This is a genomic window from Amycolatopsis acididurans (genome assembly GCF_012328925.1).
In the GTDB taxonomy this organism is placed as follows: Bacteria; Actinomycetota; Actinomycetes; order Mycobacteriales; family Pseudonocardiaceae; genus Amycolatopsis_E; species Amycolatopsis_E acididurans.
Genome location: NZ_JAAXLS010000003.1, coordinates 250,693 through 270,769, shown reverse-complemented (window position 1 = coordinate 270,769; position 20,077 = coordinate 250,693). Strand labels below are relative to the sequence as shown.

General features: G+C 70.5%; 23 protein-coding genes. 19 read left to right on the top strand and 4 right to left on the bottom strand.

Annotated features, from left to right (window positions below; all coding sequences use genetic code 11):
- Nucleotides 1-44 precede the first annotated feature (44 nt).
- Both thrS and HFP15_RS07900 read left to right on the top strand, forming a co-directional pair.
- On the top strand, nt 45-2,105 hold the full coding sequence (gene thrS / locus HFP15_RS07905; protein ID WP_168513020.1) for a threonine--tRNA ligase: 2,061 nt from the start codon (nt 45-47) through the stop codon (nt 2,103-2,105).
- Nucleotides 2,102-2,644 carry an HIT family protein gene (locus HFP15_RS07900; RefSeq protein WP_168513018.1) on the top strand — a complete coding sequence of 181 codons (543 nt, stop codon included), beginning with the start codon at nt 2,102-2,104 and terminating at the stop codon, nt 2,642-2,644. Before thrS ends, HFP15_RS07900 begins: the two co-directional genes overlap by 4 nt.
- A gap of 54 nt (nt 2,645-2,698) precedes the next feature.
- On the opposite strand, the gene HFP15_RS07895 is transcribed toward HFP15_RS07900, so the two are convergent.
- Entirely contained in the window at nt 2,699-3,247 is a 549-nt protein-coding gene (locus tag HFP15_RS07895) for a YceI family protein (protein WP_168513016.1), read from the bottom strand.
- A 97-nt stretch (nt 3,248-3,344) separates the two neighbouring features.
- Here HFP15_RS07895 and HFP15_RS07890 point away from each other — a divergent pair, with 97 nt between their 5' ends.
- From HFP15_RS07890 to HFP15_RS07865, 6 genes are all read left to right on the top strand, one after another.
- Nucleotides 3,345-3,854, top strand: coding sequence for a MarR family winged helix-turn-helix transcriptional regulator (locus HFP15_RS07890; protein WP_168513014.1), 510 nt, complete (start codon nt 3,345-3,347; stop codon nt 3,852-3,854).
- A gap of 138 nt (nt 3,855-3,992) precedes the next feature.
- Nucleotides 3,993-4,610 (top strand): phosphatidylinositol phosphate synthase, encoded by a 618-nt coding sequence (pgsA, locus tag HFP15_RS07885; RefSeq protein ID WP_168513012.1) that lies wholly within the window; start codon nt 3,993-3,995, stop codon nt 4,608-4,610.
- A complete protein-coding gene (locus tag HFP15_RS07880) occupies nt 4,607-5,533 on the top strand; it encodes a phosphatidylinositol mannoside acyltransferase (protein ID WP_168513010.1) in 927 nt (308 codons plus the stop codon). The genes pgsA and HFP15_RS07880 overlap by 4 nt, the downstream gene beginning before the upstream one ends.
- Complete coding sequence (locus tag HFP15_RS07875) at nt 5,530-6,669, top strand: glycosyltransferase family 4 protein (RefSeq protein WP_168513008.1); 1,140 nt, start codon at nt 5,530-5,532, stop codon at nt 6,667-6,669. Before HFP15_RS07880 ends, HFP15_RS07875 begins: the two co-directional genes overlap by 4 nt.
- Nucleotides 6,666-7,160, top strand: a complete 495-nt coding sequence (locus HFP15_RS07870) for a LemA family protein (protein WP_168513006.1) — start codon at nt 6,666-6,668, stop codon at nt 7,158-7,160. Before HFP15_RS07875 ends, HFP15_RS07870 begins: the two co-directional genes overlap by 4 nt.
- Nucleotides 7,161-7,177: 17 nt before the next feature.
- Entirely contained in the window at nt 7,178-7,645 is a 468-nt protein-coding gene (locus tag HFP15_RS07865; protein WP_168513004.1) for an XdhC family protein, read from the top strand.
- A gap of 27 nt (nt 7,646-7,672) precedes the next feature.
- Here the strand turns inward: HFP15_RS07865 and HFP15_RS07860 are convergent, their stop codons facing one another.
- Nucleotides 7,673-9,793 (bottom strand): elongation factor G-like protein EF-G2, encoded by a 2,121-nt coding sequence (locus tag HFP15_RS07860; protein ID WP_168513003.1) that lies wholly within the window; start codon nt 9,791-9,793, stop codon nt 7,673-7,675.
- A gap of 213 nt (nt 9,794-10,006) precedes the next feature.
- Here HFP15_RS07860 and pdxS point away from each other — a divergent pair, with 213 nt between their 5' ends.
- Nucleotides 10,007-10,921, top strand: coding sequence for a pyridoxal 5'-phosphate synthase lyase subunit PdxS (gene pdxS, locus HFP15_RS07855; RefSeq protein ID WP_168513001.1), 915 nt, complete (start codon nt 10,007-10,009; stop codon nt 10,919-10,921).
- A 1-nt stretch (nt 10,922) separates the two neighbouring features.
- Here the strand turns inward: pdxS and HFP15_RS07850 are convergent, their stop codons facing one another.
- Together HFP15_RS07850 and HFP15_RS07845 are read right to left on the bottom strand one after the other, a co-directional pair.
- Complete coding sequence (locus HFP15_RS07850; RefSeq protein WP_168512999.1) at nt 10,923-11,330, bottom strand: type II toxin-antitoxin system VapC family toxin; 408 nt, start codon at nt 11,328-11,330, stop codon at nt 10,923-10,925.
- Nucleotides 11,323-11,523 (bottom strand): hypothetical protein, encoded by a 201-nt coding sequence (locus HFP15_RS07845; RefSeq protein ID WP_168512997.1) that lies wholly within the window; start codon nt 11,521-11,523, stop codon nt 11,323-11,325. The genes HFP15_RS07850 and HFP15_RS07845 overlap by 8 nt, the downstream gene beginning before the upstream one ends.
- Nucleotides 11,524-11,604: 81 nt before the next feature.
- Here HFP15_RS07845 and pdxT point away from each other — a divergent pair, with 81 nt between their 5' ends.
- The 10 genes from pdxT to HFP15_RS07795 all read left to right on the top strand — a co-directional run bounded on the left by pdxT (nt 11,605) and on the right by HFP15_RS07795 (nt 20,046).
- Entirely contained in the window at nt 11,605-12,225 is a 621-nt protein-coding gene (pdxT, locus tag HFP15_RS07840; protein ID WP_168512995.1) for a pyridoxal 5'-phosphate synthase glutaminase subunit PdxT, read from the top strand.
- Nucleotides 12,226-12,235: 10 nt separating this feature from the next.
- Nucleotides 12,236-12,982 carry a YebC/PmpR family DNA-binding transcriptional regulator gene (locus HFP15_RS07835; RefSeq protein ID WP_168512993.1) on the top strand — a complete coding sequence of 249 codons (747 nt, stop codon included), beginning with the start codon at nt 12,236-12,238 and terminating at the stop codon, nt 12,980-12,982.
- Nucleotides 12,983-13,171: 189 nt separating this feature from the next.
- Entirely contained in the window at nt 13,172-13,705 is a 534-nt protein-coding gene (locus tag HFP15_RS07830; RefSeq protein WP_168512991.1) for a DUF4262 domain-containing protein, read from the top strand.
- 91 nt (nt 13,706-13,796) lie between these two features.
- Nucleotides 13,797-14,375 (top strand): crossover junction endodeoxyribonuclease RuvC, encoded by a 579-nt coding sequence (gene ruvC, locus HFP15_RS07825; RefSeq protein WP_168513256.1) that lies wholly within the window; start codon nt 13,797-13,799, stop codon nt 14,373-14,375.
- The gene (gene ruvA, locus HFP15_RS07820; RefSeq protein ID WP_168512989.1) at nt 14,372-14,968 is read left to right on the top strand and encodes a Holliday junction branch migration protein RuvA; all 597 of its coding nucleotides are present in this window, start codon (nt 14,372-14,374) and stop codon (nt 14,966-14,968) included. Before ruvC ends, ruvA begins: the two co-directional genes overlap by 4 nt.
- A gap of 9 nt (nt 14,969-14,977) precedes the next feature.
- Nucleotides 14,978-16,048 carry a Holliday junction branch migration DNA helicase RuvB gene (gene ruvB, locus HFP15_RS07815; RefSeq protein ID WP_168512987.1) on the top strand — a complete coding sequence of 357 codons (1,071 nt, stop codon included), beginning with the start codon at nt 14,978-14,980 and terminating at the stop codon, nt 16,046-16,048.
- 95 nt (nt 16,049-16,143) lie between these two features.
- Complete coding sequence (gene yajC / locus HFP15_RS07810) at nt 16,144-16,539, top strand: preprotein translocase subunit YajC (RefSeq protein WP_168512985.1); 396 nt, start codon at nt 16,144-16,146, stop codon at nt 16,537-16,539.
- Between the two features lie 185 nt (nt 16,540-16,724).
- Nucleotides 16,725-18,299 (top strand): protein translocase subunit SecD, encoded by a 1,575-nt coding sequence (secD, locus tag HFP15_RS07805; protein ID WP_168512983.1) that lies wholly within the window; start codon nt 16,725-16,727, stop codon nt 18,297-18,299.
- A gap of 1 nt (nt 18,300) precedes the next feature.
- A complete protein-coding gene (gene secF, locus HFP15_RS07800; protein WP_168512981.1) occupies nt 18,301-19,524 on the top strand; it encodes a protein translocase subunit SecF in 1,224 nt (407 codons plus the stop codon).
- A 3-nt stretch (nt 19,525-19,527) separates the two neighbouring features.
- Nucleotides 19,528-20,046 carry an adenine phosphoribosyltransferase gene (locus HFP15_RS07795; RefSeq protein WP_168512979.1) on the top strand — a complete coding sequence of 173 codons (519 nt, stop codon included), beginning with the start codon at nt 19,528-19,530 and terminating at the stop codon, nt 20,044-20,046.
- Nucleotides 20,047-20,077: the final 31 nt, after the last annotated feature.

Below are 20,077 nucleotides of genomic sequence, written 5' to 3'. Positions count from 1 at the left end.
CCGATAGCATCGGTGGGTAACCACTTCGTTCGAAGGAGCCCATCGTGAACCAGCCGTCGTCCGTCGTCGCCGCACCCGCTCCGAGCGTGGTGGTGCCGGCCGGGACTACGGCCGGCGCCGCCGTACGCGAGGCGGGACTGCCCACGAAGGGCGTGGACGCGATCGTCGTCGTCCGTGACGCCGAGGGCCGCCTGCGCGACCTGGCGTGGGCGCCGGAGGTCAACACCCAGGTCGAGGCCGTCGCCGCGAACACCGAGGACGGGCGCAGCGTCATCCGCCACTCGGCCGCGCACGTGCTCGCCCAGGCCGTGCAGCAGCAGTTCCCCGAGGCCAAACTCGGCATCGGCCCGCCGGTCAAGGACGGTTTCTACTACGACTTCCAGGTCGAGAAGCCGTTCACCCCGGAGGATCTGCAGGCGCTGGAAAAGCGCATGAAGCAGATCGTCAAGGGCGCGCAGCAGTTCTCCCGGCGCCGCTTCGACTCGCCCGAGCAGGCCCGCGAGGAACTGGCGGGCGAGCCGTTCAAACTGGAGCTCATCGACCTCAAGTCCGAAGTGGACACCTCCGAGGTGATGGAGGTCGGCGGCGGTGAGCTGACCATCTACGACAACCTCGACCCGCGCACCAAGGAGCGCGTGTGGAGCGATCTGTGCCGCGGCCCGCACCTGCCGACCACGAAGTTCATCCCGGCGTTCAAGCTCACCCGCGTCGCGGCGGCGTACTGGCGCGGCAACGAGAAGAACCCGCAGCTGCAGCGGATCTACGGCACCGCATGGGAGTCCCAGGAGGCGCAGGAGCACTACCTGGAGATGCTGGCCGAGGCCGAGCGGCGTGATCACCGCAAGCTCGGCGCGGAGCTGGACCTGTTCAGCTTCCCCGACGAGGTCGGCTCCGGGCTGCCGGTGTTCCATCCCAAGGGCGGCATCATCCGCCAGGAGATGGAGAACTACTCGCGGCAGCGGCACGTCGAGGCCGGTTATGACTTCGTCTACTCGCCGCACATCACCAAGGGCACGCTGTTCGAGGTCTCCGGTCACCTCGGCTGGTACCGCGACGGCATGTACCCGGCGATGCACCTCGACGCCGAGTACGACGAGGACGGCAAGGTCCGCAAACCGGGCCAGGACTACTACCTCAAGCCGATGAACTGCCCGTTCCACGACCTGATCTTCGCCTCGCGCGGCCGTTCCTACCGGGATCTGCCGATGCGGCTGTTCGAGTTCGGCACGGTCTACCGGTACGAGAAGTCCGGTGTGGTGCACGGCCTGACCCGCGCCCGCGGCTTCACCCAGGACGACGCGCACATCTTCTGCACCCAGGAGCAGGTGGTCGACGAGCTGAAGTCGCTGCTGGACTTCGTGCTGAACCTGCTGCGCGACTACGGCCTCAACGACTTCTACCTCGAACTGTCCACTCGCAACGAGGAGAAGTACGTCGGCTCGGATGAGGTGTGGGCCGACGCCACCGAGGTGCTGCGGCAGACCGCCGAGGCGTCCGGGCTTGACCTGGTGCCCGACCCCGGTGGCGCGGCGTTCTACGGGCCGAAGATCTCGGTGCAGGCCAAGGACGCGCTGGGCCGGTCGTGGCAGATGTCCACCATTCAGCTGGACTTCAACCTGCCGGAGCTGTTCAAGCTCGAATACGCCGCGGCGGATGGCACCCGCAAGCGGCCGGTGATGATCCACCGCGCGCTGTTCGGGTCGATCGAGCGGTTCTTCGGCGTGCTCACCGAGCACTACGCGGGCGCGTTCCCGGCGTGGCTCGCGCCCGTGCAGGTCGTGGGAATCCCGATCGCCGACGAGCACGTCGAGCACCTGCGTGGCGTGGAGAAAGCATTGCGCGCCAAGGGAATTCGCGTCGAGGTGGACACCAGCGACGACCGGATGCAGAAGAAGATCCGCACCCACACCACGCAGAAGGTGCCGTTCATGGTGCTGGCAGGCGGCAAGGACGTGGAGGCGGGCGCGGTGTCGTTCCGCTTCCGCGACGGCAGCCAGATCAACGGGGTGCCGGTGAGCGACGCGGTCGAGGTCATCGCCGGCTGGGTCGCCCGCCGCGAGAACACCTCGCCCTCCGCCGACAGCGTCGGGGCGGTCCTCGGGTGAAGCCGGAAGTCGTCGCCCAGGACGGTGTCGGCGTCCCGGACGCGTTGCAGCGTCTGTGGACGCCGCACCGGCTGGCCTACGTGCAGGGGCAGGGGCAGGCCGAGGGGGACGAGCCGGAGGGCTGCCCGTTCTGCCGCCTCACCGGCATGGCCGACGAGGACGCGCTGATCATCGCCCGCGGTGAGCAGGTGTGGGCGGTGCTGAACCTGTATCCGTACAACCCCGGGCACCTGATGGTCCTGCCGTACCGGCACGTCGCGGACTACACGGAACTGACGCCGGACGAAGTCAGGGAACTGGCGGAGTTCACGCAGCGCGCGATGACGGTGGTCCGGTCCGTGTCGGGGGCGCACGGGTTCAACATCGGCATGAACCAGGGCGTGATCGCGGGCGCCGGGATCGCCGCGCACCTGCACCAGCACGTGGTGCCGAGGTGGGGCGGCGACGCGAACTTCATGCCGGTGATCGGCCACACGAAGGTCCTGCCGCAGCTCCTGGGCGAAACGCGGGAGTTGCTGGCGAGCGCCTGGGGCGCCTGAGCCGTGCCCGCCGTGAGGGACCCCCTCGGAGGAGGTCCCTCACGGCAACGGGCTTCAGGCCTGCAGGCCGGCCTCGATGTCGAGCTCGATCTTGATCTTGTCGCTGACCACGGCGCCCGGGACGCCGCTGCCGACACCGAAGTCGGTGCGGCTGATCTCGGTGCTCGCCGAGATGCCGAGGACCTTGCTGCCCTCGGCCATGCCGTTGCCGAACCCGCCCAGCTCGGCGGCCAGGGTCACGGGCTTGGTGACGCCACGCAGGGTCAGCTCACCGTCGATGAAGTACTCGCCGTCCTCCTCGCGCACCGCGGTGGAGGTGAAGGTCATGGCCGGGAAGTTCTCGACGTCGAGGAAGTCGCCGCCCCGCACGTGCGCGTCGCGGTCGGCGTTGTTGGTGTCGATGCTCGCGGTGTGAATGGTCGCGGTGACCGTCGAGTCGGCGAACTTCTCCGCCGTCACGATGGTGGTCTCGACCTGGTCGAAGCGGCCGCGAACCTTCGAGACGCCCAGGTGGCGGACGGTGAAGGTCACGTCGGAGTGGGTGCCGTCGATGACCCAGGTGCCTGCGATGTAACCGGGGATCTCGGTGGTGGGCGCGCTCATGAAGCCTCTCCTTTGTTTAGCAACGCTATGGGTTGAGCTCTCAATCAGACTGTACCGAAGCTTAGTTGAAGGCTCAACCAGGGGTAAGATGTTTCGTATGTCGGGAACCCGGTGGCTCAGCGACGACGAACAGCGCGTGTGGCGCGAGTTCTCCGCAGCGATTGACATGGTGCGCGGACACGTCGAGGGCCAGCTCCAGCGTGACGCGGCGATGCCGCACACCTACTACGAGGTGCTGGTCAGGCTGTCCGAGGCGCCCGGCCGCACCCTGCGCATGAGCGAACTCGCCGACCGCAGCCGGTCCTCGCGCAGCAGGCTCTCACACGCCGTCGCGCGCCTGGAGGCCAACGGGTGGGTGCGCCGCGAGCACTGCGCGACCGACAAGCGCGGCGCGAACGCCACGCTCACGCCGGAGGGATTCGCCGCGCTCGAGGCCGCCGCGCCGGGGCACGTCGAGGCGGTGCGGGAGGCGCTGTTCGACGCGCTGACGCCGGAACAAGTGTGCCAGCTCGGCGAGATCAGCACCGCGATCCGCGAACGGCTCACCCCGCGCTGTGCGGCCGCGCTGGCCGAGCTGGAGGCCGGGGAGGCCGCGCAGGCGCGTTGATCGGCCCGTTTCCGCGCGCCGCCCCGCCGGAGGACGGGCAGGGGTCGATAGGCTGCGCTGGCACACATCTCCGACCAGCAGCCAGGTGACGTAGCCAGCGATGAGTATGCCTGCCGATTCTTACCAGCGGCCGATCTGATGTTGAACATCTTCGCGCGCGCGTCCGTCTCGCGCGCCCTTGATCCACTGGGCCACGCGCTCCTGCGGGCCGGGGTCACGCCCAACGTGATCACGGTGCTCGGCACGACGGGCGCCATCGTGTGCGCACTGGCGTTCTTCCCGGCCGGGCTGCTGCTGTGGGGCACCTTCACGGTGTGGGGTTTCGCCATGCTCGACCTGCTGGACGGCGCCATCGCCAGGGCCCGGGGGCACGGCACACCGTTCGGAGCGGCGCTGGACGCCACGTGCGACCGGCTGGTCGACGGCGCGTTGTTCTGCGGCATCGCGTGGTGGTGCTTCGTGCACGAGCACAACCTGCGGGCGGCCGCGGCGACGCTGGTCTGCCTCGTGCTGGGCCAGGTCATCTCCTACGTCAAGGCACGCGCCGAGGCGTCCGGGCTCTCCGCCGACGGCGGGCTCATCGAACGCGCGGAGCGGCTGATCATCGCGCTCGTCGGCACTGGGCTGCAGGGATTCGGCCTGCCGTACGCCGTCGAGGCCTCGCAGTGGCTGCTCGCCGTGCTGTCGGCGGTGACGCTCGGACAGCGGATGGTCGCGGTCGCCGCGTCCGCGCGGGCCAGGGAGGCGCATTCGTGAGCCGGCTGTCCCAGCGCGCGAGCGACGTCGGCTATGCCGCCGGCTGGCGCCTGGTGCGGCGGCTGCCCGCGTCGTTCGCCGGCGCGGTGTTCGGGCTGGGCGCGGACTTCGCCGTCCGCCGGAACGGGGCCGGGGTGCGGCAGCTGCGCCGCAATCTGCGACGGGTCGTGCCGCAGGCGGGCCCCGAGGAACTCGACGAGCTCGTGCGCGGCGCGATGCGCTCCTACGCCCGGTACTGGCACGAGTCGTTCCGGCTGCCGGGTATGGATCATGCGGCCGTGCAGCGGAAGGCGGACGACGGGCTGACCGGCGTCGAGAACCTCGAGGCCGCGCTCGCCGAAGGCAACGGTGCGGTCGTCGCGCTGCCGCATTCGGGCAACTGGGACGTCGCCGGGCTGTGGCTGGTCGGCTTCACCGGATCGTTCACCACGGTGGTCGAGCGGCTGAAGCCCGAATCGGTGTACCGGCGTTTCGTCGAGTACCGCGAATCGCTGGGATTCGAGATCGTGCCCGCCGACGGTGCCTCCGCCTACCGGGTGCTGCTGCAGCGGCTGCGGGAGAACAAGATCGTCTGCCTGGTCGCCGACCGTGACATCACCGGCTCGGGCGTTCCGGTGACGTTCTTCGGGGAGGGCACGAGAATGGCCGCGGGGCCGGCACGGCTCGCCGCCACCACGGGTGCCGCGCTGCTGCCGCTCGGGCTGTGGTTCACCGGGGACGGCTGGGGCATCCGCATCCATCCCCGCATCCGGGTCACCCAGCGCTCCGAGGTGCCCGCGGCCACCCAGGCGATGGCCGACATCTTCGCCGGGGACATCGCCGCGCATCCCACCGACTGGCACATGCTGCAGAAGCTGTGGACCACCGACTTCGGTGACGCCGAGGACGCCGGTGCCGAATCCGAGGAGGCGGCGGCCGGGTGAAGATCGGCATCGTCTGCCCCTACTCCTTCGATGTGCCCGGCGGGGTGCAGGGACACGTGGTGGACCTGGCCAAGGCGCTGCTGGCCCGGGGACACGAGGTGTCCGTGCTCGCACCCGCCGACGAGGACGCCGACCTGCCGGACTTCGTGCATCCGGCGGGCAAGGCGCTGGGCATCCCGTACAACGGCTCCGTCGCGCGCCTGCAGTTCGGCCCGGTGTCCTACGCGCGGGTGCGCCGCTGGCTCCGGGAGGGCAACTTCGACGTCCTGCACCTGCACGAACCGGCCGCGCCGAGCCTGTCGCTGCTCGCGCTGAAGGTCGCCGACGGGCCGATCGTCGCGACGTTTCACACCTCCACCCCGCGCTCCCGCACCCTCGCGGCGTTCCAGCCGGTGCTGCGGCCGCTGCTGGAGAAGATCACCGCGCGGATCGCGGTGTCGGCGCTCGCGCGGCGCGTGCAGGTCGAGCACGCCGGGGGCGACGCGGTGGAGATCCCCAACGGGGTCGACGCCGAGTTCTTCGCCCGGGCCCGGCCGCTGGAGGGATACCCGAGGGCGGGCGGCACGCTCGGCTTCATCGGCCGGTTCACCGAACCGCGCAAGGGCATGGACGTGCTGCTCGAAGCGGCGCGCGTGCTGCTGCCCGAGTTCCTGGACCTGGAGCTGCTCGTCGTGGGCCGCGGCGAGCCCGAGGAACTGCGGCGGATGGCCGGTCCTGGGCTGTGGCCGCACATCAGGCTGTTCGGCCAGGCCGACGACGAGCTCAAGGCGCGGGTCCTGCGCAGCGTGGACGTGTACTGCGCGCCCAACACCGGCGGCGAGAGTTTCGGCATGATCCTCACCGAGGCGATGGCGGCGGGTACCGCGGTCGCGGCCAGCGACCTCGACTCGTTCCGGCGGGTCCTCGACGACGGCACCTGCGGGCAGCTCACCGCGACCGGTGATCCGGGCTCGCTCGCCGAGGGGCTGCGCGAGCTGCTGCGCGACCCGGCCCGCCGCTCGTCGCTGGCCGCGGCGGCGGGGGAGCGTGTGGCGATGTACGACTGGCCGGTCGTGGTCACGCAGGTGCTGCGCGTGTACGAGATCGCCATCGCCGCGGACCCGCGGCGGGTGGGCACGGAGGAAGCGACGCGATGACGTGGTTCGTCGTTCTCATCGCGGTGCTGGCCGCGGTCATCGTGCTGGGCGGGCTGTTCCTCATCGCGACGGCGAACCGGCTCGACCGGCTGCACGTCCGTCTCGACGCGGGCTGGGCCGCGCTCGACGCCGCGCTGGCCAGGCGGGCCGTCGTGGCACGGGCCGTGGCCGCGGCGGCGCTGGACGGCGTCGGGGCGGCCGCGATCCGGCAGGCCGCGGACGTGGCCGAGGCCGCGCCGCGCGCGGAACGCGAGACCGCGGAGAACGAGCTGACCAAGGTGCTGGGCGCGGTCGCGCGGGCACAACTGCCGCCACGGCTCACCGACGAGCTGTCCGACGCCGAGCACCGGGTGATGATCGCGCGGCGCGTGCACAACGACGCGGTGCGCGACACGCTGACCTTGCGCCGCCGCCGCAAGGTGCGCTACTTCAAGCTCGCGGGCACCGCGCCCCAGCCGGAGTACTTCGAAATCGTCGATCCGGTGCCGTGAGTGGCAGACTCTGAGCCATGTCAGATCCCTGCGCCGTCGCCCACGGCGATGCCCCTGCCGAGACCGCCGAGCGCACGCTCGTGGCCGTCTTCGCCTCGCCGGTGGCCGACCACCTGCTCACGATCGGCGCCGGCCTCGGCTACCGTACGGCCCTCTACGATCCTGCCGAGCACGCCGAGTTGCCCGCGCTCGACGACAACACCGACGTCGTCGTCACCGACCACCACCGCGACGAGCTGGGGCCGGTACTGGCCGACGTGCTCGCGGGGCCGGTGCGCTGGGTCGGCGTGATGGGCAACCCGCGCCACCCCGGCCCGCACGTCGAGGCGCTGAAGCAGCTCGGCGTCGCGGCCGAGGACATCGACCGCGTGCACCGGCCGGTGGGGCTGAACATCGGCTCGCGGACCCCGCCCGAGATCGCGATCGCGACCCTGGCCGGGCTGATCGCCGACCGCAGCGGACGGCCGGGCGGTTTCGAGTTCTAGTGCCGCCCGTACGGCCGGCGATCCCGGTCAGCTGGCGGTTTTCACTCCTTCCGGCAGCGGATCGAAGCGCGCGTGGTGGCGGGTGAAGGTCGCCGTGCCCGAGGTGAGCGCGCGCAGTTCGTTGGCGTAGCGCAGCAGTTCCGTCGCGGGCACCTCGGCGCGGACCATGGTGCGCCCGCCCGCCGCGGATTCGGTGCCCAGCACGCGCCCGCGCCGCGAGGACAGGTCGCCGAGCACGTTGCCGAGGTGCTCGTCCGGCAGCAGCACCGACACCGCGTCGAGTGGTTCCAGCAGCAGAACGCGCCCGTTCGCCGCGGCGTCCTTGAGCGCGAGCGCCCCCGCGGTCTGGAACGCGGCGTCGGAGGAATCCACGCTGTGTGCCTTGCCGTCGACGAGCGTGACCTGCACGTCGATCATCGGATACCCCGACACGAGGCCCCTTTCCAGCTGGGCCCGCACGCCCTTCTCGACGCTCGGGATGAACTGGTTCGGGATCGCCCCGCCGACGATGCGGTCGACGAACACGAAACCCGCGCCCCGCTCCAGCGGCCGCACCTCGATGTCGCACACCGCGTACTGGCCATGGCCGCCCGACTGCTTCACGTGCCGCCCGTGGCCCTTCGCCGCTCCGGCGAACGTTTCGCGCAGCGGCACCTTCACCGGTTCGGTGTCCACTTCGGCCCCGCCCGCACGCAGCCGCGAGAGCACCACGTCGGCGTGTGCCTCGCCCATGCACCACAGCACCAGCTGGGCCGTTTCGGCGTTGCGTTCCAGCCGCAGCGTCGGATCGCCCGCCACGAGCCGGGACAGGTTGCGCGCCAGCGTGTCCTCGTCGCTGCGGTTGTGCGCGACGATCGCCACCGGCAGCAGTGGTTCGGGCATCGACCACGGTTCCATCAGCAGCGGATGGTCGGGCGAGGACACGGTGTCGCCGGTCTCCGCCGAACCGACCTTGGTCAGCGCGCACAGGTCGCCGGCCACGCAGTAGGGCACCTCGCGCAGGTTCGCGCCGAGGGGTGAGTACACGTGGGCGACGCGCTCGTCGGCGTCGTGGTCCTCGTGCCCGCGTTCGGCCAGCCCGTGCCCGGACACGTGCACCGGCCGCTCCGGCCGCAGCGTCCCGGAGAACACGCGCACCAGTGACACGCGGCCGACGTAGGAGTCCACGGCGGTCCGCACGACCTCGGCGGCCAGCGGGCCGTCGGGATCCGCGCTGATCGACTCGGACGCGCCGCCGTCGAGCGTGCTGACTTCGGGCAGCGTGTGTTCCACCGGCGACGGGAACGCCCTGGCGATGCCGTCCAGCACCTCGGCCAGCCCCACCCCGGAGGTCGCGCACACGGGGATCACCGGGTGGAACGAGCCGCGTGCGACGGCGGTCTCCAGATCGGCGATCAGGGTGGCCTCGGCGATCTCCTCGCCGCCGAGGTAGCGGTCCATGAGGGTCTCGTCCTCGCTCTCGGCGATGATGCCCTCGATCAGCTCGTTGCGTGCCTCGGTCATCCGCTCCAGATCGCCCGGATCGGGATCGGCCTGCTTCGGCGGGTAGCCCTCGGAGTAGTCGTACAGGCGCTGGGTGATCAGCCCGACCAGCCCTGCGCGATCGCCGCCCGCGGGCAGGTACAGCGGCAGGACGCCGGCGCCGAACGCCTCGCGGCAGGCGTCGATCTCACCCATCACGTCCGCGCGATGGTGGTCGGTGCGTGCGATGACCACCGCGCGCGGCATGCCCACCGCGGCGCATTCGGACCACAGCGCGCTCGTCGCGGCGTCGACGCCCTCGGCGGCGCACACCACGAACAGGGCCGCGTCCGCCGCGCGCAGGCCCGCCCGCAGTTCGCCGACGAAGTCGGCGTAGCCGGGCGTGTCGATCAGGTTGATCTTGATGTCGCCGTGCATGACGGGCGCGACCGAAAGGCCCACCGAACGCTGCTGGCGGACCGCCGCCGGGTCGTGATCGCAGACCGTGGTGCCCTCCACGACGGAACCGGCCCTGCTGACGGTGCCGGACACCGCGAGCAGGGCCTCGGTGAGGGTGGTCTTCCCGGATCCCGACGGGCCGACCAATACCACGTTGCGCACCTTGCGGGGATCGGCTACAGCGACCGCGGCCCCGGAATCCCCGTTTTTCGTTTGCTTGTCGGCCATGGCCAGGCCTCCCGGGACGTCGTTGGCTGTTTGGGAGTGTGCCTTCGATCACACACCCGTTGGCCATGCCCCGGCAACCCCGTGTCCACCGGCTGCCTGAGCCGGCGGCCGAAGTGGCCTTCCGAGATTGGGGCTTACTGGCCTGGGGAAGCGGTCCACCCGGGCCTAGACTGGAGACCGGCAAGTTCATCCCGGCCGTGAAAGGCGTCTCCCGTGTCCGAAGTTCAGTCCACTGGTTCCCCCCTGCCCGAGCGCGGCACCGCACGCGTCAAGCGCGGTATGGCGGAAATGCTCAAGGGCGGCGTGATCATGGACGTGGTCACGCCGGAGCAGGCGAAGATCGCCGAGGACGCCGGCGCCGTCGCCGTCATGGCGCTGGAGCGCGTGCCCGCCGACATCCGCGCGCAGGGCGGGGTCGCGCGCATGAGCGACCCGGACCTCATCGACGGCATCATCAACACCGTCTCCATCCCGGTCATGGCCAAGGCCCGCATCGGGCACTTCGTCGAGGCGCGGGTGCTGCAGTCGCTCGGTGTCGACTACGTCGACGAGTCCGAGGTGCTCACCCCGGCCGACTACGCCAACCACATCGACAAGTGGGCCTTCACCGTGCCGTTCGTGTGCGGGGCGACGAATCTCGGCGAGGCGCTGCGGCGCATCAACGAGGGTGCGGCGATGATCCGCTCCAAGGGTGAGGCCGGCACCGGCGACGTGTCCAACGCGACCACGCACATGCGCAAGATCCGCGCCGAGATCCGGCGGCTGACCTCGCTGCCCGAGGACGAGCTGTACGTGGCGGCCAAGGAGCTGCAGGCGCCCTACGAGCTGGTGCGCGAGGTGGCGGAGAAGGGCAAGCTGCCGGTCGTGCTGTTCACCGCCGGTGGGATCGCGACCCCGGCCGACGCGGCGATGATGATGCAGCTCGGCGCGGAGGGCGTGTTCGTCGGCTCGGGCATCTTCAAGTCGGGCGACCCGGCCAAGCGTGCCGAGGCGATCGTCAAGGCCACCACCTTCCACGACGACCCGGACGTGATCGCGAAGGTCAGCCGCGGCCTCGGCGAGGCGATGGTCGGCATCAACGTCGACGACGTGCCCGAGCCGCACCGGCTCGCCGAACGCGGCTGGTGAGTCAGGACGCGGGGTAGAGCTCGATCTCGGCCTCGTGGCCGTCGCAGCCGGCCAGCGCGGCGTCGGCGGTGACGAGCGGGACACGCAGGTGCTCGGCCAGCGCGACGTAGGCTGCGTCGTAGGCCGTGACCGAGTCCCGCAGTTGCCAGATCCTGGTGACGAGCGGCCGGTGCGGGGCGCGGTCGACGGGCAGCACGCGCAGCTGTTCGGCGACGCGGCGCGCGAGCGGCGCGGTCAGCGTGCCGGCACGCAGCTGCCCGCGCAGCGTGCCGAGGACCTCGAGGTCGAGGATCTCCGGGGCCGCCGGGTACCCGGTCAGCACCCGGCGGCGCAGCGCCGGATCGGGGTGCCGGCCGGCGAGCAGCGCGATCGCGGCGGAGGCGTCCAGCACGAACCGGGAGCTAGTCATCGCCGGTGCCGTCCCGGCCCGCGCGCACCGAGGCGACGATCAGCCCGGTGGTCAGGCGGCTGCCGTCGCGATGGCGATCGAGGTCGTCGAGGATCTCGGCCATCGTGGGGCCGCCGGCGAACTCCGCGTGCCGGCGTGCCAGGTAGGCCTCGAGCCCGAACGGCTCGTCCCGCAGCGAAACGATGTTGGTCATGGTCAGGAAGCTAGCGCCACCCACCGACAAAACGGCCGCATCGGCGAATCCGCAGCTTAGAGTGTTTGTCAAGGAGGTCCGGTGAGCAGGAAGCCAACGATCGGCGTGCTCGCACTCCAGGGTGATGTGGCCGAACATGTGGCCGCGCTGGAGCACGCGGGCGCGGCGGCCAGACCCGTCCGCAGGCAGGCCGAGCTGGCCGAGTCCGACGGGCTGGTGCTGCCCGGCGGCGAGTCCACCACGATGTCCCGGCTGCTGGAGACGTTCGAATTGCTCGAACCGCTGCGGCGGCGCATCGCCGGCGGGATGCCCGTCTACGGCTCCTGCGCCGGGATGATCCTGCTGGCCAGGCAGGTGCTCGACGGCAGGCCCGATCAGCAGCAGCTGGACGGGCTGGACGTGGTGGTGCGCCGCAACGCCTTCGGGCGGCAGGTGGATTCCTTCGAGGGCGACCTCGATTTCACCGGCCTCGACGGCGGCCCGCTACACGCCGTGTTCATCAGGGCCCCCTGGGTGGAGAAGGCCGGCGACGGGGTGGAGATACTGGCCAGAGTGCCGGACACGTCCGACGCCGGTGAGGCTGCCGCTAGGATCGTCGCGGTCCGGCAAGGAGCGGTGCTCGCCACCGCCTTCCATCCGGAGCTCACTGGCGACGAGCGGGTGCACCGGCTCTTCGTGAAGATGGTGCACGAAACGATGTGATGGAGGAGAGATGAGCGGCCACTCCAAGTGGGCGACCACTAAGCACAAGAAGGCCGCCCTCGACGCCAAGCGTGGCAAGCTGTTCGCGAGACTGATCAAGAACATCGAGGTCGCCGCGCGGACCGGCGGGGGCGACCCGGACGGCAACCCGACGCTGTACGACGCCATCCAGAAGGCGAAGAAGAACTCGGTCCCGCAGGACAACATCGAGCGCGCGCGCAAGCGTGGCGCCGGCGAGGAGGCCGGCGGCGCCGACTGGCAGAACATCACCTACGAGGGGTACGGCCCCAACGGTGTCGCGGTGCTCATCGAGTGCCTGACCGACAACCGCAACCGTGCCGCCTCCGAGGTGCGCACCGCGCTCACCCGCAACGGCGGCTCGCTCGCCGACCCGGGTTCGGTGGCGTACCTGTTCAACCGCAAGGGCGTGGTGATCATGCCCAAGAACGAACTGTCCGAGGACGACGTTCTGCTGGCGGTGCTGGACGCGGGCGCCGAGGAGGTCAACGATCTCGGGGAGAGCTTCGAGATCGTGTCCGAGGCGACCGATCTGGTGGACGTCCGCAAGGCGTTGCAGGAGGCGGGCTACGACTACGAGTCCGCGGACGCCAGCTTCCTGCCCTCGGTCAACGTGCCGCTGGACGCCGACGGCGCGAAGAAGGTCTTCAAGCTGATCGACGCGCTCGAGGACTGCGACGACGTGCAGAACGTGTATGCCAACTTCGACGTCCCGGACGAGGTGCTGGCCGAGGTCTGAGGAAGAACGTCTACGCACTGCGTTCAATTCCACGTCCCGGACGAGGTGCTGGCCGAGGTCTGAGGAAGAACGACGAGGTGCTCGCCGAGGTCTGAGGAAGACCCCGGAAACGGAAAGTCCCGGTGTGCCAAGGCATACCGGGACTTTTTGCGTGCCCGGTACTGTACGTGCGCGATCGCGTACGGCAGAATGCCCGCCGTGACGATCGAGACCGACGCGGAGACCCTCGCACCCGAAGATCACGAACTGCTCGAGTGGATCGTCGCCGAGGCGGAGCGGCGCGGCAACGCGGTCATCTCGGTTCCCGCCGACGACAAGGGTTCCGGCTTCTGCTTCACGGCCTGTGTGTGGGCGGCGCACCAGGTGCCGGAAGCCGTCGTGATCGGTCTTCCCGAACGCATGGCGCAGATCCTGCTGGACGCCTATGTGGACCGCGCGGCCACCGGCGGCCCGTTCGAGGTCGGCAAGATCTACGACGATTTCTTCGAGGGCGTGCCGGTCACCTTCGAGCACGTGCATCCCAGCCACTACGCCGAATACTTCGGCAGCGCGTTCGTCGTCTACCCCGACGGTGACTTCCCCGCGCTGCAGATCATCGTCGCCACGCCGGAGGGCAAATGGCCGTGGGACGCCGACGCGCCCGAGGGTTTCGCGCAATGGCAGCCGGTGCTGACCGAGAGCGGCCGTCCCGAGTGCTGGACACCCGGCATCGACGGTCCATAGTGGACATTCGTGCCGTCCGGCGCGTCCTGCCGGGCGGGCAGGGGTGCTACCGGTAGCCTCCGAACTGGTGTTCGGGTTGGGAGGCGATCAGGTGCGAGTGCTCGGTGTCGACCCCGGGCTGACGCGGTGCGGGCTCGGTGTGGTGGACGGCGGAAAGGGCCGTGCGGTCAGCTGCGTGGCGGTGGACGTCGTGCGTACCCCCGTGGACGCCTCGCTGGCCACCCGCCTGCTGCGCGTGTCCGAGGCCGTGGAGGAATGGCTCGACCGCTACCGGCCCGAGGCGGTGGCCGTGGAGCGGGTGTTCAGCCAGCACAACGTCCGCACCGTGATGGGCACCGCGCAGGCCGGGGGAGTGGTCGCGCTGTCGGCCGCGCGCCGCGGCCTTCCGGTCGTGTTCCACACGCCGAGCGAGGTCAAGGCCGCCGTGACGGGCTCGGGCCGCGCCGACAAGGCCCAGGTGACCGGTATGGTGACGCGGCTGCTGGGGCTCGCCGAGGCGCCGAGCCCCGCCGACGCCGCCGACGCGCTCGCGCTGGCGATCTGCCATCTGTGGCGCGAGCCGATGCGGGCGCGGCTGGCCGAGGCGGAGGCGCGCGCGGCGGAGCTGGCGAAGGCGCACAAGGCGCGGCTGGCCGCGGCGGCGAAGAAAGCGAAGGGAGCGGCGCGATGATCTCGTCGGTACGGGGGCAGGTGCTCTCGATCGGGCTCGACCACGTGGTCGTCGAGGTCGGCGGCGTCGGGCTCGCGGTGCAGGCCACGCCGGCCACACTGGCGATGCTGCGCCGCGGCGAGCAGACCATGCTGCACACCGCGCTGGTGGTGCGCGAGGATTCGCTGACCCTGTTCGGGTTCGCCGAGGCCGACGCTCGGGAGCTGTTCGGCCTGCTGCAGACGGTGTCCGGGATCGGGCCGAGGCTCGCGCTGGCGGCCCTGGCCGTACTCGACCCGGACAAGCTGCGCACCGCGCTGTCCGAAGGCAACATCACCGTGCTCACCCAGGTGCCCGGCATCGGCCGCAAGGGCGCCGAGCGGCTCACCCTCGAACTGCGGGACAAGGTCACCGCCGCCGCGCCGGGCCCGGACGCCGCGCCCGCCACCGCGGGATCGGCCGTGCGCGGCGAGGTGGTCGAGGCGCTGACCGGGCTCGGTTTCCCCGCCAAGCAGGCCGAACAGGCGGTCGAGAAGGTGCTGGCGGCAGGCGAGCAGTCGGACACCTCGTCCGTGCTGCGGGCCGCGCTGACCACCCTCGGGCGCAAGCGTTAAGGCGCGAGCATGCACGATGAGAGCGTGACCGACTTCGACGCCGATCAGCACGACGAGACGCTCTCGGCGCTGCCACAGACGGGCGAGCGTGAGGTCGAGACGACGCTGCGGCCGCGCAAGCTCGCCGAGTTCGTCGGCCAGCCGCGGGTGCGTGAGCAGCTGGAACTGGTGCTGGAGAGCGCGCGCCGGCGCGGGGTTCCGCCTGATCACGTGCTGCTGTCCGGCCCACCGGGGCTCGGCAAGACGAGCCTCGCCATGATCATCGCCGAGGAGCTGGACGCCTCGATCCGCATCACCTCGGGTCCCGCGCTCGAACGGGCCGGCGACCTCGCCGCGATGCTGTCCAACCTCGCCGAGGGCGATGTCCTGTTCATCGACGAGATCCACCGGATCGCCCGCCCCGCCGAGGAGATGCTGTACCTGGCGATGGAGGACTTCCGGGTCGACGTCGTCGTCGGCAAGGGGCCCGGCGCCACCAGCATCCCGCTGGAGATCGCGCCGTTCACGCTGGTCGGGGCCACCACCCGGTCCGGTGCGCTGACCGGGCCGCTGCGCGACCGCTTCGGCTTCACCGGCCAGATGGAGTTCTACGGCGACGACGAGCTGGACCTGGTGGTCACGCGCGCGGCGACGATCCTCGGCATCGCGATCGACCCCGAGGGCAGCGCGGAGATCGCGCGGCGCTCGCGCGGCACACCCCGGATCGCGAACCGGCTGCTGCGCCGCGTCCGGGACTACGCCGAGGTGCGCGCGGACGGCCGGATCACGCTGGAGGTGACGCGCGCGGCGCTCGAGGTCTACGACGTGGACGAGCTGGGCCTGGACCGGCTCGACCGCGCGGTGCTTTCGGCGCTGGTCAACTCCTTCGGCGGGGGACCGGTCGGGGTGTCCACGCTCGCGGTGGCTGTCGGTGAGGAGCCGACTACGGTGGAGGAGGTGTGCGAGCCGTACCTGGTGAGGGCAGGTATGCTCGCGCGGACTCCACGAGGACGAGTGGCCACCGCGACCGCGTGGGAGCATCTGGGCCTGCGACCGCCCGCGGATTACGGCCGTTCGGAGCAATCGAGTCTGTTCGATTGAAGCCGGGTGCTGAGCTTTGCGGTAGCACCTGGCACACTCGATAGAGTACATCCGGACAAATAGGCGCGCGCGCCGCGTGTGCCGAATGGAGAATCATGAATCAGCTTTTCCTGCCGTTGCTCCTCATGCTGGTCGTGGCGATCCCGCTGATCATGGGGACACGCAAGCAGAAGCGTGCCGCGCAGGAGCAGCAGAAGCTGCTGGGCAGCCTCACCGAGGGTGACCGCGTGATGACCACCTCGGGCCTGTACGGCACCGTGGCCGACGCGAGCGGCGACACCACGATCGACATCGAGATCGCGCCCGGCTTGGTGACCACCTGGCTGCGGCAGGCGGTGCGCGAGAAGGTCGCGCCGCAGGTGGACGACCTCGAGGCCGAGGAGACCGAGGACGAGGCGGTCACCACGGCCGAGCCGGTGGTGGACAAGGCCGAGGACGAGGCCTCCGGGCCGCAGGTCGCACCGCCGCTCGAGCACAAGCCGAGCAAGTAAGCCCCGTAACCTATTTGCCCTGCACAGGGGCGGAAAACGGGCTCTGAGGCCGGTTGCCTAGGCTGCACCCCGGCGTCACCGATCTGACGCCGGGGGCAACGCTGCGTTCACGGGCAGGGGAGTAAGGTCCGGGATCTGTCAGCGGGGCACCAGTCCAAGACCCATTCCCGAGGAGAACGACCACAGTGGCACCACCCGCCGGGCGGATCCGTCCAGGCCGCTATCTCGGCTTTTTCGTACTGATCGTGGTCGTGCTCTACGCGCTGGTGTTCTTCACCGGCGGCGGGAAGCCGACGCCGAAACTGGGCATCGACCTGCAGGGCGGCACCCGGGTCACGCTGACCGCGCGCACCCCGGACGGATCGGCGCCGTCGAAGGACTCGCTCAACCAGGCGCGCCAGATCATCGAGCGCCGCGTCAACGGCATCGGCGTGAGTGGCACCGAGGTCATCCTCGACGGCAACAACATCGTGATCACGGTGCCCGGCGCGCAGGGCGACCAGGCCAAGAAGCTGGGGCAGACCGCCAAGCTGGGCATCCGCAAGGTGCTCGACGCGCAGCAGGCGACCGCGCCGCCGGCCGCGCCGCCGCCGGGAACCGCCGCCGAGCAGTCGGCGCAGGCGATCCAGCAGGCCAAGGCGACCCGGCAGGATCCGGCGCTGGTGACCGGCAGCGGGGACGGCCTCGCCCCGGCGGCCACCGCGCAGCAGGCGCTGTCGGCGTTCACCTGCTCCACCCAGGATCCGTTGCAGGGCAACGACGATCCGAACCTTCCGTTGCTGGCGTGCAGCCAGGACGGGGCGCAGAAGTACCTGCTCGGCCCCGTGTTCCTGCAGGGCACCGAGATCGACAACGCGGTGTCCTCGCCGCCCGCGCAGGGCAAGGCGGGCTGGACCGTGGACCTGACGTTCAAGTCCGGCGGCCGGTCGACCTGGGCCGACTTCACCACCAAGAACATCAACCAGCAGGCCGCCTTCGTGCTCGACACGCAGGTGGTGTCCGCGCCGACCGTGCAGAACGCGATCGTCGACGGCAACACCCAGATCAGCGGCCAGTTCACCCAGCAGCAGACCAAGGATCTCGCCGACATCCTTAAATACGGCTCGCTGCCGCTGTCGTTCACGTCCTCCGACGCCACCACGGTGTCCGCCACGCTGGGTCTGGCCTCCCTGGAGGCCGGACTGATCGCCGGCGGTGTCGGACTGGCGCTGGTGTTCGTCTACTGCCTGTTCTACTACCGCCTGCTCGGCGCGCTCACCATCGTGTCGCTCGCGCTGTCCGGCGTCGTCGTCTACGGGGTGCTGGTGCTGCTGGGGCGGTGGATCGGGTTCACCCTCGACCTCGCCGGTGTCGCCGGGTTCATCATCTCGATCGGTGTCACCGCGGACTCGTTCGTCGTGTTCTTCGAACGGCTGAAGGACGAGATACGCGAGGGCAGAACGTTCCGGTCCGCGGTGCCGCGCGGCTGGGTACGGGCGCGGCGCACGATCCTCGCCTCCGACGCGGTCATGTTCCTGGCCTCCGCGGTGCTCTACGCGATCGCGGTCGGCGACGTCCAGGGCTTCGCGTTCACCCTCGGTATGTCCACCGTGCTCGACCTGGTCGTGGTGTTCCTGGTGACGCATCCGCTGGTGGTGCTCGCGACGCGGTCGAAGTCCCTGTCCAACCCGAAGCTCACCGGCCTCGGCGGCGTGCAGACGCTCGCCACGCAGCGCCGGGCCAGCCGTAAAGCCGCCGCCGCGGCCGCGAAGGAGGCGTGAGGTGGCCAGCACTGAGCAGAGCACGCCTGCCGCGAAGAAGAAGGAAAGCGTCTTCCACCGGCTCTACGTGGGCACGGGCGCGTTCGACATCGTCGGCAAGCGCAAGCGGTGGTACGTCTTCTTCGGCGCACTGGTGCTGGTGTGCCTGTTGTCGATCGGGATCCGCGGCTTCAACCTCGGCATCGAGTTCGAGGGCGGCACGCTGATCCAGTTGCCCGCCAAGGGCACGCACGGCGTGATCACCGTCGACGAGGCGAAGCGCTCGTTCTCCGATGCGCTGAACCAGCAGCCCTCCTCGGCGCAGTCGGTCGGCGTCGGTGCCGCGGCCACGATCCAGCTGCGGTCGGAGACGCTGACCGCGGACCAGGTCGGCAAGGTCAAGCAGTCGCTGTTCACCGAGTTGCAGCCGGTCGGCTCGAACGGCCAGGCCAGCGAGCAGGTCATCAGCGACAGCGCGGTGAGCGCGTCGTGGGGTGGCGAGATCTCCCGGCAGGCGCTGATCGCCCTCGCGGTGTTCATGGTGCTGGTGACGGTGTTCCTGTCGATCTACTTCGAACGCTGGATGGCGGTCTCGGCACTCGTCGCGCTGGTACACGACATCGTGGTCACCGCGGGCATCTACTCGCTCGTGGGCTTCGAGGTCACTCCGGCGACGGTGATCGGCCTGCTCACCATTCTCGGGTTCTCCCTGTACGACACCGTGGTGGTGTTCGACAAGGTCAAGGAGAACACGCGCGGGCTGCTCGGGCTGACCAGGCGGACCTACGCCGAAGCCGCGAACCTCGCGCTGAACCAGACGCTGATGCGCTCGATCAACACCGCGATCATCGCGTTGCTGCCGGTGCTGGGCCTGCTGGTCGTCGGCTACATCCTGCTCGGCGCGGGCACCCTGCAGGATCTCGCGCTCGTGCAGCTCACCGGCATGCTCGCTGGCGTGCTGTCCTCGCTGGGCCTGGCCACGCCGCTGCTGGTCGACTTCAAGATGCGCAACCCGAAGTACAAGGAGCAGGCCGCCCGGGTGATGGCCCGGCGTGCCCGCCGCGCGAGCGAGCAGGAGAAGGCCGAGGCCGAGGAGCACTTCGACGCGAGCGACGACGAGGAGCTGGAAGCCGAGCTGCGCAAGGAAAAGGCGTACGCGGCGGCGGCCAGTGTCCCGGCGCGCACCCCGAAGTCGGCGCCGCGCTCGCCACGGCGCGGAAGGCCCTCGGGCAAGCGGAAGCGCTGAGGCGTGAATCTGGACGAGGCGCTCGGCCTGATCGCCGAGATCCCGGACTTTCCGGAACCGGGCGTGCTGTTCCGTGACCTGTCGCCGTTGTTCGCGCACGGTCCCGGCTTCGCGGCCGTGACCGACGCGCTGGCCGGGACGGTCGAGCCCGACGTGGAGCTGCTGGCGGCGGTCGAGGCGCGGGGGTTCATGCTCGCCGCCGCCGTCGGCTACGCGCGCGGGCTGGGCGTGGTGCTGGTGCGCAAACCCGGCAAACTGCCCTCGGTGGCCGGGCGGGTGGACTACGCGCTGGAGTACGGCACGGCCACGCTCGAACTGCCGGAGAACGTCGTGCGCACCGGCGCGCGGGTCGCGGTCGTGGACGACGTGCTGGCCACCGGCGGCACCGTCAACGCGGCGTGCACGCTGCTGGAGAACGCCGGGGGTGTGGTCTCCGGCGTGTCCGTGGTGCTGGAGCTGGCCGCGCTGGACGGCCGGGCCGCGCTCGGCGGGCGGAAGGTGTCCTCCCTGCAGGTGGTGTGAAGCACAGCCGGTACACCGCCTGTCGGCCTAC

Bases quoted from the DNA above. Each gene is read 5' to 3' on its own strand.
- HFP15_RS07895 (WP_168513016.1), bottom strand. From the start codon at position 3,247: ATGAGCGCGCCCACCACCGAGATCCCCGGTTACATCGCAGGCACCTGG.
- HFP15_RS07890 (WP_168513014.1), top strand. From the start codon at position 3,345: ATGTCGGGAACCCGGTGGCTCAGCGACGACGAACAGCGCGTGTGGCGC.
- pgsA (WP_168513012.1), top strand. From the start codon at position 3,993: ATGTTGAACATCTTCGCGCGCGCGTCCGTCTCGCGCGCCCTTGATCCA.
- HFP15_RS07870 (WP_168513006.1), top strand. From the start codon at position 6,666: ATGACGTGGTTCGTCGTTCTCATCGCGGTGCTGGCCGCGGTCATCGTG.
- HFP15_RS07865 (WP_168513004.1), top strand. From the start codon at position 7,178: ATGTCAGATCCCTGCGCCGTCGCCCACGGCGATGCCCCTGCCGAGACC.
- HFP15_RS07860 (WP_168513003.1), bottom strand. From the start codon at position 9,793: ATGGCCGACAAGCAAACGAAAAACGGGGATTCCGGGGCCGCGGTCGCT.
- HFP15_RS07850 (WP_168512999.1), bottom strand. From the start codon at position 11,330: ATGACTAGCTCCCGGTTCGTGCTGGACGCCTCCGCCGCGATCGCGCTG.
- HFP15_RS07845 (WP_168512997.1), bottom strand. From the start codon at position 11,523: ATGACCAACATCGTTTCGCTGCGGGACGAGCCGTTCGGGCTCGAGGCC.
- HFP15_RS07835 (WP_168512993.1), top strand. From the start codon at position 12,236: ATGAGCGGCCACTCCAAGTGGGCGACCACTAAGCACAAGAAGGCCGCC.
- HFP15_RS07830 (WP_168512991.1), top strand. From the start codon at position 13,172: ATGCCCGCCGTGACGATCGAGACCGACGCGGAGACCCTCGCACCCGAA.
- ruvA (WP_168512989.1), top strand. From the start codon at position 14,372: ATGATCTCGTCGGTACGGGGGCAGGTGCTCTCGATCGGGCTCGACCAC.
- ruvB (WP_168512987.1), top strand. From the start codon at position 14,978: ATGCACGATGAGAGCGTGACCGACTTCGACGCCGATCAGCACGACGAG.
- yajC (WP_168512985.1), top strand. From the start codon at position 16,144: ATGAATCAGCTTTTCCTGCCGTTGCTCCTCATGCTGGTCGTGGCGATC.